10 protein-coding genes are annotated in these 16,527 nt (G+C 60.0%); 7 read left to right on the forward strand and 3 right to left on the reverse strand.

The window, feature by feature from the left end:
- On the reverse strand, window positions 1-3,959 hold a 3,959-nt coding region (locus QQL85_RS26285), incomplete at its 3' end, for a retention module-containing protein (RefSeq protein WP_284368782.1).
- Between the two features lie 234 nt (window positions 3,960-4,193).
- Here QQL85_RS26285 and QQL85_RS26290 point away from each other — a divergent pair.
- From QQL85_RS26290 to QQL85_RS26300, 3 genes are all read left to right on the forward strand, one after another.
- The gene (locus QQL85_RS26290) at window positions 4,194-4,547 is read left to right on the forward strand and encodes a hypothetical protein (RefSeq protein ID WP_284357299.1); all 354 of its coding nucleotides are present in this window, start codon (window positions 4,194-4,196) and stop codon (window positions 4,545-4,547) included.
- Between the two features lie 411 nt (window positions 4,548-4,958).
- Window positions 4,959-7,115 (forward strand): type I secretion system permease/ATPase, encoded by a 2,157-nt coding sequence (locus QQL85_RS26295; RefSeq protein ID WP_196182121.1) that lies wholly within the window; start codon window positions 4,959-4,961, stop codon window positions 7,113-7,115.
- Window positions 7,116-7,122: 7 nt separating this feature from the next.
- Window positions 7,123-8,481 carry an HlyD family type I secretion periplasmic adaptor subunit gene (locus QQL85_RS26300; protein ID WP_069943456.1) on the forward strand — a complete coding sequence of 453 codons (1,359 nt, stop codon included), beginning with the start codon at window positions 7,123-7,125 and terminating at the stop codon, window positions 8,479-8,481.
- Window positions 8,482-8,628: 147 nt separating this feature from the next.
- Here the strand turns inward: QQL85_RS26300 and lapD are convergent, their stop codons facing one another.
- Both lapD and lapG read right to left on the reverse strand, forming a co-directional pair.
- Complete coding sequence (gene lapD / locus QQL85_RS26305; protein WP_284357298.1) at window positions 8,629-10,575, reverse strand: cyclic di-GMP receptor LapD; 1,947 nt, start codon at window positions 10,573-10,575, stop codon at window positions 8,629-8,631.
- Between the two features lie 10 nt (window positions 10,576-10,585).
- On the reverse strand, window positions 10,586-11,347 hold the full coding sequence (gene lapG / locus QQL85_RS26310; protein ID WP_284357301.1) for a cysteine protease LapG: 762 nt from the start codon (window positions 11,345-11,347) through the stop codon (window positions 10,586-10,588).
- Window positions 11,348-11,552: 205 nt separating this feature from the next.
- On the opposite strand from lapG, the gene QQL85_RS26315 reads away from it, so the two are divergent.
- The 4 genes from QQL85_RS26315 (at window position 11,553) to QQL85_RS26330 (ending at window position 16,388) form a co-directional block, all read left to right on the forward strand.
- Window positions 11,553-12,242 (forward strand): GntR family transcriptional regulator, encoded by a 690-nt coding sequence (locus QQL85_RS26315; protein ID WP_284357297.1) that lies wholly within the window; start codon window positions 11,553-11,555, stop codon window positions 12,240-12,242.
- A gap of 100 nt (window positions 12,243-12,342) precedes the next feature.
- Complete coding sequence (locus QQL85_RS26320; protein ID WP_284357296.1) at window positions 12,343-12,846, forward strand: sigma-70 family RNA polymerase sigma factor; 504 nt, start codon at window positions 12,343-12,345, stop codon at window positions 12,844-12,846.
- Between the two features lie 4 nt (window positions 12,847-12,850).
- Complete coding sequence (locus QQL85_RS26325; protein ID WP_284357295.1) at window positions 12,851-13,807, forward strand: FecR domain-containing protein; 957 nt, start codon at window positions 12,851-12,853, stop codon at window positions 13,805-13,807.
- 115 nt (window positions 13,808-13,922) lie between these two features.
- Window positions 13,923-16,388 (forward strand): TonB-dependent siderophore receptor, encoded by a 2,466-nt coding sequence (locus tag QQL85_RS26330; protein WP_284357294.1) that lies wholly within the window; start codon window positions 13,923-13,925, stop codon window positions 16,386-16,388.
- The last annotated feature ends 139 nt before the right edge of the window (window positions 16,389-16,527 follow it).

Raw genomic sequence — 16,527 nt, forward strand, 5'->3', positions numbered from 1 at the left:
GTCAACGCGCCATGGTTGTTGATCGGCAGACCGTCTTTGTTGGTCAGCGTGATGGTGTAGGTGATCTCGCCGCCTTCAGTGACCGAAGGGGTCGCAGTCAGCTTGGCCACCACCTCACTAATGGTGTCCGAGATTTCAACAGTAGCCGGGCCACCCAAGGCCAGCTTCTCGAAGGTGGCGCCCGGAACTGTTGCGCCGGTAGCGCTGAGGGTAATAGAGCCTGCGTCGTTATAGACATCATCGCCCTGGACCGGAGTCTTGTACTCGACTTCAGTTTTACCGGCTTCAATGGTCACGGTGTCGCCGTTCGACAGGGTTACGGTCAACGGACGGTCCAGTGCCTGGCTTACTTTTACAGTGAAAGAAGGCTGCTGGTCTTCGGTCACATTGCCATTGCTGACAATGCTTACGGTGACGGTATCGATGCTGTCATTGATGACAGTCGAAGCTGGAGTCAGATTCGGGGTCAGTTGCTCGAAATTACCACCAGTAGCGCTCTCGATGGTGACGCTAACGGTCGAACCGTTGTTGTAGACGTCGTTCGCCGGGGTCTGGAAGTCAACGCTGCCCTGGGTCTTGCCGGCTTCAACGGTGATGGTCTGGCCATTGGACAGGGTGATGGTCACCGGCGTCTGGGCAGGATTGCTCAGGGTCACGGTGTAGGTGATCACGCCGCCTTCGGTGACGCTTGGCGAAGCGGTCAGGGTCGCGGTGGTGTTATCGACCGAGTCGTGGATCGCGGTTTGAGCCGGGGTCGGATTCGGGGTCAGCTGCTCGAAGTTGCCACCAGTGGCATTTTCGATGGTGACGCTAACGGTCGAACCGTTGTTGTAGACGTCGTTCGCCGGAGTCTGGAAGTCAACGCTGCCCTGGGTTTTGCCGGCTTCAACGGTGATGGTCTGGCCATTGGACAGGGTGATGGTCACCGGCGTCTGGGCAGGATTGCTCAGGGTCACGGTGTAGGTGATCACGCCGCCTTCGGTGACGCTTGGCGAAGCGGTCAGGGTCGCGGTGGTGGTGTCGACCGAGTCGTTGATCGCGGTCTGAGCCGGTGTCGGGTTCGGCGTCAGTTGCTCGAAGTTGCCGCCAGTGGCGTTTTCAATAGTGACACTAACGGTAGAGCCGTTGTTGTAGACGTCGTTCGCCGGGGTCTGGAAGTCAACGCTGCCCTGGGTTTTGCCGGCTTCAACGGTGATGGTCTGGCCGTTGGACAGGGTCACGGTCACCGGCGTCTGGGCAGGATTGCTCAGGGTCACGGTGTAGGTGATCACACCACCTTCGGTCACCGACGGGCTCGCCGTCAGGGTGGCAGTGGTGTTATCGACCGAGTCGTTGATCGCGGTCTGAGCCGGGGTCGGGTTCGGGGTCAGCTGCTCGAAGTTGCCACCAGTAGCGTTCTCGATGGTGACGCTAACGGTCGAACCGTTGTTGTAGACATCGTTGGCTGGAGTCTGGAAGTCAACGCTGCCCTGGGTCTTGCCAGCCTCAACGGTGATGGTCTGGCCATTGGACAGGGTGATGGTCACCGGCGTCTGGGCAGGATTGCTCAGGGTCACGGTGTAGGTGATCACACCACCTTCGGTCACCGACGGGCTCGCCGTCAGGGTGGCAGTGGTGGTGTCGACCGAGTCGTTGATCGCGGTCTGAGCAGGCGTCGGGTTCGGGGTCAGCTGCTCGAAGTTGCCGCCAGTAGCGTTCTCGATGGTGACGCTAACGGTCGAACCGTTGTTGTAGACGTCGTTCGCCGGGGTCTGGAAGTCAACGCTGCCCTGGGTCTTGCCAGCCTCAACGGTGATGGTCTGGCCATTGGACAGGGTGATGGTCACCGGCGTCTGGGCAGGGTTGCTCAGGGTCACGGTGTAGGTGATCACCCCACCTTCGGTGACGCTTGGCGAAGCGGTCAGGGTCGCGGTGGTGTTATCGACCGAGTCGTTGATCGCGGTCTGAGCCGGGGTTGGATTCGGGGTCAGCTGCTCGAAGTTGCCACCAGTAGCGTTCTCGATGGTGACGCTAACGGTCGAACCGTTGTTGTAGACATCGTTGGCTGGCGTCTGGAAGTCAACGCTGCCCTGGGTTTTGCCGGCTTCAACGGTGATGGTCTGGCCATTGGACAGGGTGATGGTCACCGGCGTCTGGGCAGGATTGCTCAGGGTCACGGTGTAGGTGATCACCCCACCTTCGGTGACGCTTGGCGAAGCCGTCAGGGTCGCAGTGGTGTTATCGACCGAGTCGTTGATCGCGGTCTGAGCCGGGGTCGGGTTCGGGGTCAGCTGCTCGAAGTTGCCACCAGTAGCGTTCTCGATGGTGACGCTAACGGTCGAACCGTTGTTGTAGACATCGTTGGCTGGAGTCTGGAAGTCAACGCTGCCCTGGGTCTTGCCAGCCTCAACGGTGATGGTCTGGCCATTGGACAGGGTAATGGTCACCGGGGTCTGAGCAGGGTTGCTCAGGGTCACGGTGTAGGTGATCACGCCGCCTTCGGTCACCGACGGGCTCGCCGTCAGGGTGGCAGTGGTGGTGTCGACCGAGTCGTTGATCGCGGTCTGAGCAGGCGTCGGGTTCGGGGTCAGCTGCTCGAAGTTGCCGCCAGTAGCGTTCTCGATGGTGACGCTAACGGTCGAACCGTTGTTGTAGACGTCGTTCGCCGGGGTCTGGAAGTCAACGCTGCCCTGGGTCTTGCCAGCCTCAACGGTGATGGTCTGGCCGTTGGACAGGGTAATGGTCACCGGCGTCTGAGCAGGGTTGCTCAGGGTCACGGTGTAGGTGATCACGCCGCCTTCAGTCACGCTCGGCGAAGCGGTCAGAGTGGCAGTCGTGGTATCGACCGAGTCACTGATTACCGTCTCAGCCGGTGCAGGATTAGGCGTCAACTGCTCGAAGTTGCCACCCGTAGCACCGGTAATCGTGGTGCTGACAGTCGAACCGTTGTTATAAACGTCATTCGCCGGGGTCTGGAAGTCGACGCTGCCCTGGGTCTTGCCAGCCTCGATGGTGATGACCTGACCGTTGGACAGGGTCACGGTTACCGGCGTTTGAGCCGGGTTGCTCAGGGTCACGGTGTAGGTAATCACACCGCCTTCGGTCACCGACGGATTCGCCGTCAGTGTCGCAGTGGTGGTGTCGATGGTATCGGTCACCTGGGTAACCGCTGGCGTTTGCGGCAATGTCACCGTCAAACCGCCACCACCGGTGGCACCTGTCACGGTCGCCGAGATCTGGCCACCGTCGATATAGGGTGTATCGTTCGCAGGGACCACGACGTTGACACTACCGCTGGTCTGCCCGGCTGGAATGACGATCACGGCGCCATTGGACAGGGTAATGACCAGGTTGGTGGTAGGTGCCTGGCCAACCGTGGCGGTATAAACGATTACGCCACCCGCTTCGCTGATGGAAGGAGTGGCGCCAAGAATCAGGTCGGTAGCAACGTTGGTGTCCGTCGTCGGCGTGGTCACCAGGTTGTTGTTGGTGTCACCTAGCAGGCCGACTTCTTCACTGTCCAGTGTGGCTGCAAAACCCAGACCTTCAGTGGGGAAGCCAACCGTGGGGTCAACCCGGCCCGCCGTTTCTTCGAGCATCACGAAGCTGTGACCACCACCCAGCGCGCCGCCACCGCCTGCGGCCGACGGGCCAGCTGCGGTAGCCTCCAGCTCGGTAGTCGGGTCGACACCCGCTGCGATCGCCTGTTGCAGCTCTTCCACCGACGGCGCGGCCTGTGCAGTCGCCTGGCTCAGGTCGGTGCTGCTGTCGGGCGCATCGGCGCTCCACTGGCTATCGCGACCCAGGTCAAGCAAGCGGCCATCGGCCAGCTCCAACGTAACTGCGCCACCCGGGCCAGTGAGCACTTCCTCACCTGCCAGCAGGCGGTCCCCTTCGATGAGCACACGACGAATGCCCTCTGGGGATACCGCAATAACCTGGCCGACAATGCTTTTGACGATGGCTACAACGCTGCTCATTGGACTCTCCGTGTGACCCGATGGGTACTTCCCTGCCAGAGCGGCACCTGTAAGCCACTTCAGGCGGAACTATGTCGATGATCTCTTGACGTTTTCTTGCGTCAATATTCCGTCTGTAACTTTTTGAAGCTGCAATACTGCCAAAGTATTGACCTTATACAGGCCATCCTAAACAATCGGCAATGTAATGTCACATTGATATTTGTACCTTAGCCAACCGTTTGCCGAGGACAAATGTCGTACATCATCAAAAACGCGTTAGCCGTTAAGTTCAGCAGCCTTTTCACTGCTGGGCACATACAGCAACACACTCTGAAAGCACCGTCCCTCAACCACAGTCAAGGTTACTGGCGTCAACATTCTGGTCACTTCCGCTTGCCCAGGCCTGTGCCTGTCTACAAGCACAAACCTTGCCTGAAATCGCCCGGAAAATGGCTTGAAACCCAAGCAAAATCGGGGTCCTACTGTGCCCTCCCCGACACAACCATCCCACTGACCGTGACCATCAACAGCGATTTGCCGCAGATCAAGCAGATAGTGAACCACCAGGCGAATAGTGGCATGGGAATGATGGCAAACCATCGGTGATTACAGAACCATGGCTCAACCCGTAAACAGACTTATGACGATGAATTTTAATGATCTACCCGTTTAAAAACGTCAACAAGCCAGCGCCTGATTACTGACAAGCATGGAAGCCGATCATTCACCCACACGCGTTGTCTGGAGGGCAGGCTATGCTGCACAAGAACCTGATCCCGAACAGGATCAGAAATGAAACACTTACTGAAGGGCAGCCTCTATGTAGTAGCAATAACGACATAGAATTGTTTACTCAGTATCGATTCAAGGCGACCATTGGCCAGCAGCTCAAGCGTCAGGGTGTCGTAACCCTCATCATCACGTCTTGGCAGTACCATTGAACGCCAAGGGTAAGCCGACCAAGCCTGAACGGCGGTACACCCACCCCACCCACCACAAGGATGAAGAGAGCGCCGCGTGGAATCTGAAGTCAGTCGAGTCCAACTCAGCCATGATCCACGCAGTCAGCATGACGATCCCTTGCTGGATAGTCTGCTGAGCCTGTGTGTTCTGCACCAGAAACCCGCCAGCCGGGTCATGCTGACCACCGGCCTGCCGCTGCCCGCCCAGCGACTGAGCCCTGAGCTGCTGCCCCGCGCCGCCGCCCGGGCCGGCCTGCAAGGGCGCCTGCTGCAGCGCAAGCTGGAGCAGATCCCGAGCATCGCCATGCCGGCCATGCTATTGCTCAAGGAAGGCCGAAGCGCCGTCCTGCTGGGTTGGGAAAATGAAGACACCGCGCGCCTGCTGCTCAGTGAGAGCGACGGTGGTGAGGTGCATGTCAGCCGCGAAGCCCTGCAAAGCGACTACAGCGGTCGGGTGTTCTTTGCCCAGCCGCAACACAAGTTCGACGTCAACCACGGCAACCTCATCCCACGGGCGAAGTCGTGGTTCCGCGACACCCTGCTGCGCAGCAAGTGGCTGTACATAGACGCCATCGCCGCCAGCCTGGTGATCAACCTGATCGCCCTGGCCGCCCCGCTGTTCGTGATGAACGTGTATGATCGGGTAGTGCCGAACCAGGCTACCTCGACACTGTGGGTGCTGGCCGTCGGCATCGCTGGCGCCTACATCTTCGACCTCATCCTCAAGGGACTGCGCGGCCTGTGCCTGGACCTTGCCGGCAAGAAGACCGACCTGATCATTTCGGCAACGCTGTTCGAACGCATTGTCGGCATGTCGATGAAGTACCGGCCGGCACGGGTGGGCAGCTTTGCCCAGAACATTCACGAGTTCCAGGGCCTGCGTGACTTCCTCGCTTCGCTGACCCTGACCAGCCTGATCGACCTGCCGTTCACGATCCTGATCCTGATCGTCATCGCCATCATTGGCGGCCATCTTGTGTGGATCCCGATCATCGCCTTCCCGCTGGCCCTTGGTATCGGCTATGCCCTGCAACGGCCGCTGATGGCGACCATGGAGCGGACCATGGCCCTGGCCTCGGAGCGCCAGTCCAGCCTGATCGAGACCCTGGCCGGCCTGGATGCGGTGAAGGTCAACAACGCCGAAAGCGAACGCCAGTACATGTGGGAGCAGACCCTCGGCACCCTCAGCCGCCTGGAACTGCGGGTGAAGGTGCTGTCGAGCCTGGCGATGAACATCACCCTGCTGATCCAGCAGCTCGCGGGCGTGGCGATGATCTGCGTCGGCGTGTACCTGATCATCGATGGCAACCTGAGCATGGGCGGGCTGGTGGCTTGCTACATGTTGAGCGGCCGCGCCCTCGGCCCACTGGGCCAGCTCAACGGCCTGCTCGCCCGCTACCAGCAGGCCAAGGTGACCATGGTTTCTACCGACCATATGATGGAGCTGCCACAAGAGCGCAACTTCGAAGAGCGCCCACTGAGCCGCAAAGTACTGCAGGGCAGTGTCGAGTTCCGCGGGGTGGATTTCACCTACCCGAACCAGCAGAACCAGGCCTTGAAGAACATCAACCTGACCATCCGCCCCGGCGAGAAGGTTGGCATCATCGGTCGCAGCGGCTCGGGCAAGAGCTCGCTGGCCAAGCTCATCGTTGGCCTGTACGAGGCCGATGGCGGCTCGCTGCTGGTCGACGGCGTGGACATTCGTCAGATCGACGTCAGCGAACTGCGCCACAACATCGGCTATGTACCGCAGGACATCCAGCTGCTGGCTGGCACCCTGCGCGACAACCTGGTCAGCGGTGCCCGCTACATCGAGGACGAACTGATTCTGCAGGCCGCCGAGCTGGCAGGCGTGCATGAATTCGCCCGCCTGCACCCGGACGGCTACGAGCTGCAAGTCGGGGAGCGCGGGCAGAACCTGTCCGGTGGCCAGCGGCAGAACGTTGCCCTGGGCCGTGCGCTGCTGCTCAACCCGCAAATCCTGCTGCTGGACGAGCCGACCAGCGCCATGGACAACACTGGCGAAGAACGCCTCAAGCAGCGCCTGCAAGCCGTGGTGGAAGGCAAGACGGTGCTGTTGGTCACGCACCGAGCCTCACTGCTGTCGCTGGTGGACCGACTGATCGTGATCGATCGCGGGCAGATTGTCGCCGACGGCCCGAAAGCCGCGGTCATGGATGCGCTGAAGAAGGGGCAGATCAGTGTTGCATAAGCTGGATATGGGGCAATTCAAGGATGGCCTGCGGCGCTATTTCAAAGGCTCTGACTCACTGGGCGGCCAGCCGCTGCCCGAGGTCAACAAGGCGTTGATCGAAGATGCACCGCGGGTGGTGCGGCTGACCATCTGGGGTGTGATCCTGTTCTTCGTGTTCCTGATCGTGTGGGCCAGCGTTGCGCCCATCGACGAAGTGACGCGGGGTGAAGGCAAGGCGATTCCGTCGTCCAAGGTGCAGAAAATCCAGAACCTGGAGGGCGGTATCGTCGCCGAAATCTTCGCCAAGGAAGGGGAAATCGTCGAAGTGGGCCAGCCGTTGCTGCGCCTGGATGAAACCCGCTTCGCCTCCAACGTTGGTGAAACCGAGGCAGATCGCCTGGCCATGGCACTGCGAGTAGAACGCCTGAGTGCCGAGGTTCAGGACAGCCCGCTGAAGATCGACGAAGAACTGCGCAAAGCTGCACCCAGCCAGGCGGCCAGTGAAGAATCGCTGTACCAGAGCCGGCGCCAGCAACTTCAGGACGAAATTGGCGGCTTGCAGCAGCAGTTGGTTCAGCGCCAGCAGGAACTGCGCGAATACAGCTCCAAACGCGCCCAGTACGCCAACAGCCTCGAGCTGCTGCGCAAGGAAATCGGCATGTCCGAACCGCTGGTGGCAACCGGCGCGATTTCCCAGGTCGAAGTATTGCGCCTGCGCCGTGCCGAAGTTGAAAACCGCGGCCAGCTGGATTCCACCGCGCTGGCCATCCCGCGTGCCGAGGCGGCCATCCGCGAGGTACAGAGCAAAATCGAAGAGACCCGTGGCAAGTTCCGCAGTGAAGCGCTGACCCAGCTGAACGAGGCGCGCACCGAGCTGAACAAGGCTACCGCCACCAGTAAAGCACTGGACGACCGTGTGCACCGCACCATGGTTACTTCACCAGTGCGCGGTATCGTCAAACAGCTGCTGGTGAACACCATTGGCGGAGTAATCCAGCCAGGCAGCGATATCATCGAAATCGTGCCACTGGACGACACGCTGGTCATCGAAGCGAAGATCCTGCCCAAGGATATCGCCTTCCTGCACCCAGGCCAGGAAGCGACAGTCAAGTTCACGGCCTATGACTACACCATCTACGGTGGGCTGAAGGCCAAGCTGGAACAGATCGGCGCTGACACCATTACCGATGAAGACAAGAAAACCACCTACTACCTGATCAAGCTGCGCACCGATCGCAGCCACCTGGGGACTGATGAGAAACCACTGCTGATCATTCCGGGGATGGTGGCGACGGTGGATATCATGACCGGCAAGAAAACCATCATGAGCTACCTGCTCAAGCCGATCATGAAGGCGCGTTCTGAGGCGCTGCGCGAGCGGTGATGATCCTGGCCACTGCTTGATAGTGGCCCCTCTGGCCCTATCGCCGGCAAGCCAGTTCCCACAGGTACTGCACTAGCCTTGAGGTCGCCGCAGTACTTGTGGGAGCTGGCTTGCCGGCGATAGGGCCGGGACAGCCAACCCGAAAACTCAGCGCCAGGGCGCAGGTTCGCCAACTAACTGCCCCTGAATCCCGCCTACACCCATTTCCTTCAACACCAGTCGCTCCCCTTCGGTCTCGACCCGCTCGGCAATCAGCGGCAGGTCAATGCTGTGCGCCGCGCGCTGGATTGCTTCAATGAACAGCCGTTTGTGCTGCTCATGGTCGATGTTGCGGATGTAGCTACCATCAATTTTCAGGTACGCCAGGCCCAGATGTGCCAAGTTGCCGATCATGCTGAAGCGCCCACCGAAACGCTGCAGCGCCAGCCCGAAGCCAAGCGCGTGCAGGCGCCGGGTCAACTGCTCCAGGGCAGCCTGTTCGGGCAACTGCTCTTCACCAATTTCAAATACCAGCCGCGGCCCCATGGCCGTGTTCTGGCCCAGCAGTTCGAAGACCCGCTGCAGGGCCTTGGGGTCGGCCAGGGTGGCGGCTGACAGGTTCAGCGCCAGTACCTGATCATGCCCACGCAGGTGCGCCAGCACCTTCTCCAGCACCAGCACGTCCAGCCGTGCCATCCAGCCAAAACGCTCCAGCCAGGGCAGGAAGCGGCCCGCTGGCAGTGCCTCGCCCTGGCCATCCTGCAAGCGCGAAATCACTTTGTGATGCAACACCCGTTGGGCCGTGCCGCAATCCACCACAGGCTGGAAGAACAGTTCAAAATGCCCTTTGATGAACGCCTGGTCGAGTCGCTCGTGCCAGTCATGCTGGCTGTCCGCCGCAACAGCAGCAACACCTTGCTCAAGGCACACCCAGCCTGGTGTGGGCTGGTTCTCGGCACGGGCCAGAGCCTCGTCGGCGAGCTTGAGTAATGCCTGCGGTGCATCGCCAGGGCTGAACGGCGCAAGGCCTATACAGGCCACCGGATCGATATCACTGGCACCGGTTTCGTGCAGGCTCTGCAGCGTCGCTTCCAGCGCCTGGGCAAGGTGTACCGCCTCTTCATGCACCATGCCCGGCGCCAGGACGGCAAACTCGCCGCCGCGGCTACGCGAGATCAAGTCGTTGGTTTCCGGGAAGCTGGCACAGGTGCGGCGCAACTGCTCACCCACTGCCTGTAGCAACTGGTCGGTACGTTGGCCGCCAAGGCGGGCGTTCAGGCCAGCCAGACCCTGCACCCGCAGCAACAGCAGGTAGCCAGCGCGGGCCTCTTCCAGGTTGCTTACCCGGGTGTTCAACTGCATTTCGAAATAGCGGCGGTTGGACAGCCCGGTCAGGCTGTCCTGGTATGACTCTGCACGCAGCCGCTCACTGCGCTCAGCCTGCTCGGTGAACAGCGCCTTGAGTTTCTCGACCATCTGGTTCATTGCCTGCACCACGCGGCGCAGCTCCGGCGTGCGCGGCAACTCGGGCAGGCTGAGGAATTCGCGGCGGGCAATGGCGTGGGATTGCTCGACCATGTAGTCCAGCGGCCGCAACTGGCGGCGCAGCAGCAAGGCGCCAAGCACGGCGCTGGCGGCACCACACAGCAGCAACCAGCCCAGGCTGCCCAAGGCACTTTGCCAAAGCTTGGCAATGGCGAACATCGGGTGGCTGATCACTTCAACGCGCGCAGCTTGCTGCCAGCCACGGCTGACGATGGCATCGCCGCCAGCGGCCTCAAGCCCGATCAGGTGCACGAACCAGCGCGGCACACCACCAGGGTCCGGCTCGGCGTGGCGCTCCACCAGCACGGCATTGGAGCCCAGGTCGACGACCTTGATACTTGAGTAGTAACCACTGTCGAAGATCGAGCTGACCATCAGCTCAACCATCGCCGGGTCGTCGATATTCGGCGTGAGCGACAGCGCCAGCGCAGTCGCTGCATCCTGGGCATGCGAGCGCAACTGGTTGACGTACTGGCTGCGCGAACTTTCCAGGCTGACCATGAAACTGCCACTGAAGGCGACCACCAGGAACAGGCAAATGGCCAACAGCAATTGTTTGAACAGTGACATCTGTGCTCCTTCAGTAAACCGGCTCGGCCGGGAACCCTTCGGCCTGCATTTTCTTCAGCAAATCCTGCCAGCGTGACAGCCGCTTGGTATCGCCGACTTTCTTGTTGCCTGCAGCCCCCGTCAGCCAAAGCCCCTCGCCATTGAAGGCGTACACCGGCAACAGGTCGGTACGCTGGCTTGCCGGCTTGATGGCGTCCATCAGGCTGTCGAGCACCAAAGGCTGGGCCTGTGGGCTTGAATAATAGGTCAGGACCATATGTGCCCGGTTTTGCCGCAATGCCTTGACGTAGGTAATACGCAGTTTTTCACTGGGGATGCCCATGCGCCTCAGGCTGAAATACTTGGCGATGGCGTAGTCCTCACAATCCCCGGCCCCCTTGATCAAAGCCTGAACCGGTGTGGCCCAGTAATCGACTTCATGCCACAGGTCGATGTCCTCGACATAGCGCAATTGCTGGTTGAAGAAGCGGTTGACCACTTGCAACCGCTCAAGCTCAGTACCCTGCTTCTGCGTGGCCATCAGGTTCTGCCAGGCATCAATGCGCCCCTGCCCGGCCCCCAGCGGGCCATAGAGGACCTGCGACTTGCGGCTGATCTGGGAAAAATCCCAATCCGCGTGCAAGCCGCCCAGCAGCAGACTGCCCAGCAGCGCGGCAAAGCCGACACGTCGCACAACGGTTTTGAGCACCCAGGATATCGCCACTGCGAAGCCCTGTTCAGACCAGTCGAAAGCAGCGATGGTGGGGCTTGCCACAGCAAAAGACAATGGCACGCTGCAATCATGCACCCGCCTGTCAGCCCGCCTACACTTTCTGTTTATAACCTTCTGTAGGCCGCTTCCTTTGGCAGGCGACTTCATCCACCATAGCCGCGCTTTTGGGGCGCCCGTCCCAGTATGGGCTCAGGTTTGACAACCCCCCTAAGCTGTTACTAGTGTCATTGGATCCAACTTTAGTCATCGCAGAGGCAGACGTCGCGTGGCCGATAAAATCAAATTGAGCAATGTGCTGGCCAGCGAGCAGCTGTTGCCGCACCAGGCCCGTAGCGTGATCGAAGAACGCCTGCGAAGCGCCATTCTCGATGGCCGCTTACCCCCCGGTACTGCCGTGCGCCAACAAGAACTCGCCAGCTTGTTCGGCGTCAGCCGCATGCCCGTGCGGGAAGCGCTTCGCCAGCTGGAAGCGCAATCGCTGTTGAAAGTGGAGATGCACAAGGGTGCGGTGGTTGCGCCACTGATCGGCGAGGATGCGGTGGACACCTATGCCCTGCGCGTGCTGCTTGAGAGCGAGGCGCTGCGCCAGTCCATCCCTCTCCTTGATGCGAGCGACATCGCCAGCGCGCGTGGGTATATCCAGCAACTGGAGAACGAAACCCAACACGCCGAAATCGGCCGCCTGAACCGCCTGTTCCACATGTCGCTGTACAGCAAAGCACCCAACAAGAAGTTGCTGCGCCTGATCGAGAACGAACTGAACGAAGAAGAGCGCTTCCTGCGATTTCATCTTTCATCCATGGGCTTGGGCAAGCTCACCCAGGATGATCACAACGCACTGGTAGATGCTGCCAGTGACAAGCTGGTGGATGAGGCGGTAGCGGTGCTGGAGCAACACCTCAATAACGGGGCGCGGGTGATCCGTAATTACCTGGATACGCAGTTAAGGCGTTAAACCGTTGCTCGGCGCTGCCAGACGGGTTGCAAATTGATACCGCCACGCCAACAATGAGACTAATTATCATTCATGTCCATTGATGCCGGCACCCTCCCCCATGCCCAGCAACGACTCTGTGCAAACGCTCTACAGTGACCACCACGGCTGGCTCCATACCTGGCTGCGCAGCAAGCTTGGCAATGCCGCCGATGCCGCTGACCTGGCCCATGACACCTTCGTACGCCTGCTACAGCGCCGTGAGCAGTTGCAGCTGAATGCTCCTCGGGCCTTCTTGCGCACTGTCGCGCGTGGGCTGGTGATCGATCATTGGCGCCGCGAGGAACTGCACAGGGCCTATCTGGAGGCACTGGCCCATGTACCAGAGGCGCAGGCCCCCTCTGCCGAAACACGCGAGCTGCTGCTGGAATTGCTTGAGCGTATTGCACGCTTGCTCGACGGCCTCAAACCCAAGGTACGTCGCGCATTCCTGCTGGCTCAATGCGAGGGGCTGAAGCACCAGGCCATCGCCGAGCAGATGGGGATCTCCGTACGCACCGTAGAGCGCTACATTGCCGATGCGCTTTACCACTGCTATGTGCTGCGCTACGAAGACGAGTGCTGAATCGATGGCCGCCGCACGCCCTGATGCAAAAGTGGTCAAGCAGGCCATCCAGTGGATGCTGAGGCTTCGTGAAAGCGGGCATGACCCGGCCCTACAAACAGCGTGCGCACAATGGCGCAATGCCCGGCTTGAACATGAGCACGCTTGGCAACGGGTTGCTCACCTGCATCAGGACCTCGACCTGCGTGCCATACCCGGTGCCGGGCTGGCGTTGCAAACCCTGGAAACCAGCCAGCAACGCCTGCACCGGCGGCAGGCGCTGAAGCTGCTTGGCGGTGCGGTCATGGCGGGGTCAGCGACATGGCTGGCCAAAGACCTCGATGCTGTCAGCGCTTGGGCATCGGACTACGCCACAGGCACCGGTGAGCAACGCGTCTTCACGCTACCCGATGGCTCACTGATGCATCTCAATACCTACAGTGCAGTGGACCTGGCATTCAGTGACCAACAACGTCTGATCCGCCTGAAACACGGGGAACTGATGATCACCTGCCGGCCTCAGCATTCCTTGCTTGTACAAACACGTGACGCGCTGCTGGAAGGCTTCGAGGGGCGGTTTGTGGCCTATCAAGACAGCGACTGCACGCGCGTCAGCGTCAGCCACGGCAAAGTGGCGATACATCGGCCTGGCAACGGCCAACTGATGTGGATCGAGAGCGGCCAGAACTGGCGCCTGGATGCTCAAGGTGCGCAGAGGCTCGCGCACATGGACATGGACGCGATGGCCTGGGCTGAAGGGCTGATCGTTACTCGGGATATGCGCCTGGCAGACTTTCTCGTACAGGTCAGCCGTTATCGCCATGGCTACCTGGGCTGCAGCAACGAAATTGCCGACCTGCGATTGTCAGGGGTGTTCCGCCTGGAGGATCCGGAGCAACTGCTTCAACTGTTGCCACAGACACTGCCCGTGCGACTGCGTCAACGTACCCGCTGGTGGGTGCGTGTAGAGCGCATGGCCTGATAAGGCCTCAGGTATTTTCTGGCGGGTTTTGAATCCCGGTCCGGCTAGGACAGTAAGCAACGCTTTCTGCCCTCAACACTTCAACGGACCCTCCATGCCTATCAACCTGGTGTTAATGCACACGCTCCAATCAAATGATTTTCGACCGACCCTGCAGTCAGTGCGCTTGCGCCATGCCATCCAGGCAGCGTTGTTTGGTACCGCCCTGGGATGGGCAGTTGTCCCACAGCTGTCCATAGCCGCTGAAACGGCCCAAGTCAGCCATCACTATGCAATACCGGCTGGCCAGTTGGCCGATGTGCTCAACCAGTTTGCCCGCCAAGCCGGCATTACCCTGTCGAGTACGCCGCAACTGACCGATGGCCTAGAGTCCAACGGCCTGCAGGGACAATACGGTACGGATCAGGCGCTGCGTCAGTTGCTCAGTGGCAGCGGCCTGGAGGCCTCCAGCCAGGACGGACGCAGCTATGTGCTACAGGCACAGTCCCAAGATGCCGCACTGTCTTTACCGGACACCGATATCCGTAGCTTCACCCTTGGCAATGCACTGGGCAGCATGGAGGGTTACAACGCTACCCACAGCCAGGTAGCGACCAAGACCAGCATGCCGTTGGTGGAGACATCCCAATCGGTCTCGGTGGTGACTCGCCAGCAGATGGACGACCAAGGCTCACAGACCGTTGCTCAAGCCATGCGGTATACGCCTGGGGTACTGACCAACCCCTACGGTGCGACCCATCGCTACGACTATGTGGCCATGCGTGGCTTCAATGACGGTTCAGTGGACAACATCTACGTCGATGGACTTAAGTCGATGGGGGACAACGGTACCTACAGCACCATGCAGGTGGACCCGTACTTCCTTGAGCGCATCGACATTCTGAAGGGGCCGTCTTCGGTACTCTATGGGCGAAGCTCGCCGGGTGGGCTGGTAGCCCTGACTACCAAAAAGCCACTGTTTACCCCTTACCATCAGGTACAGGCCACGATCGGCACCCAGGGGCAGCGCGGCATGGGTTTTGACTTCAGCGGCCCTGTGGATGATGACAAACGCATCGCGTATCGCCTGACAGGCCTGGCGGATGCTTCTGACACACAGTTTGACCACAACAAGGAAGAACGCTACGCCATCGCCCCGGCGATCAGCGTCGACTTCACCGAGGACACCTCGCTCACGCTGCAGGCTTATCTGCAACATGACCCCAATGGCGGCTACCACGGCGGCAACCCTGCAGACGGCATGCTGCACAAGCGCAACGGCTTGCGCCTGTCAGATCACTTCTTCGAGGGTGAGCCGGGCATCGACAATTATGAGCGTACACAGCAGTCCTTCAGCTACCAGTTCGAGCACCGCTTCAACGATGTGTTCACCGCGCGTCAGAACTTCCGATACCAGGACTCCGACGTGTCCATGGACCAGGTGTATTCGGCCGGTTGGGCAGATGCTGACAGCAACATTCTCAACCGCGCCTATACCGGCGGCGACGAGCGCCTGCATTCGTACATCATCGACAACATGCTGCAGGCGGAATTTTTCACTGGGGCTGCCAAACACACCCTGCTGCTGGGCACCGACTACCAGCGGCGCAAAGCTGACGTCGCTTGGCGTTATGGCACGGTCGACCCGCTAGACGCCGGCAACCCGCAGTATGGCAATGGCAACCTTCAGGTCCTGGGCGAAAACCGCTACCAGCGGCGCTTGCAGCAAACAGGTGTGTATCTGCAGGACCTTGTGGAGCTGGACCAGTGGCGCTTCTCCCTGGGGCTTCGCCAGGACTGGGTGAAAGTATCCGAGGAGAATCGCGACAGCGATACCAAAGTCAGCGATAAGCGCTCCAAATTCACAACCCGGGCTGGGGTGCTCTACCTGTTCGAGAACGGCATTGCGCCCTACGTCAGCTACTCGGAGTCGTTCAATCCCAATACCGTGTCCGATCAGGAAGGTCGCCCGCTGGCACCGACCGAAGGAACTCAATGGGAAGCTGGCATCAAGTATCAGCCACCTGGCAGCGACAACCTGTTCACCGCATCTGTGTTCCGCATCGAACAGGAAAACCTGGCCTCAAAGCAGCCTGACGAAAACTTCTATCGCCCAGTGGGTGAAGTACGCTCGCAAGGGCTGGAACTGGAAGCCCATGTTCAGCTGACCGACAGCCTCAAACTGTTGGGTGGCTATACCTTTACCGATATCGAATATTCCAAGTCGATGCCAAGCTTGGTGTCGGGCAGCCTCGATAACAAGGGCAATTCGCCAACCCAGGCGCCGAAACAGATGTTCTCGCTGTGGGCTGACTACAACATCCACCATGGGCCCCTGGATGGCCTGCGGCTGGGCGGTGGCGTGCGGTATGTAGGGTACAGCTGGGTGGATGCGGAAAACAGCATGAAGGTGCCTTCCTACGCACTGTTCGATGCATCGATCGGCTATGACCTGGGCAAGGTTGGCCTCAAGGGCGTGGATGTGCGCCTTAACGCCAACAACCTTACCAATGAAAGCTACATCACCTCCTGTGCTAGCCTGAACTACTGCTACATGGGTGAAGAGCGCAATGTCAGTGCCACGGTCAGCTATCAATTCTGACCGGTATTGATACCCGGAAAAGACAAAGCCCCTGTCTGCATCGCAGACAGGGGCTTTGGATTTGAATCTTGACGATGACCTACTCTCACATGGGGAAACCCCACACTACCATCGGCGATGCATCGTTTCACTGCTGAGT

This window comes from Pseudomonas putida, from assembly GCF_030159595.1.
GTDB classification, from domain to species: domain Bacteria; phylum Pseudomonadota; class Gammaproteobacteria; order Pseudomonadales; family Pseudomonadaceae; genus Aquipseudomonas; species Aquipseudomonas putida_AC.

Coding starts and splice junctions, on each gene's coding strand:
- QQL85_RS26290 (WP_284357299.1), top strand. CDS start 4,194: ATGTCGTACATCATCAAAAACGCGTTAGCCGTTAAGTTCAGCAGCCTT.
- QQL85_RS26300 (WP_069943456.1), top strand. CDS start 7,123: ATGGGGCAATTCAAGGATGGCCTGCGGCGCTATTTCAAAGGCTCTGAC.
- lapD (WP_284357298.1), bottom strand. CDS start 10,575: ATGTCACTGTTCAAACAATTGCTGTTGGCCATTTGCCTGTTCCTGGTG.
- QQL85_RS26320 (WP_284357296.1), top strand. CDS start 12,343: ATGCCCAGCAACGACTCTGTGCAAACGCTCTACAGTGACCACCACGGC.
- QQL85_RS26325 (WP_284357295.1), top strand. CDS start 12,851: ATGGCCGCCGCACGCCCTGATGCAAAAGTGGTCAAGCAGGCCATCCAG.
- QQL85_RS26330 (WP_284357294.1), top strand. CDS start 13,923: ATGCACACGCTCCAATCAAATGATTTTCGACCGACCCTGCAGTCAGTG.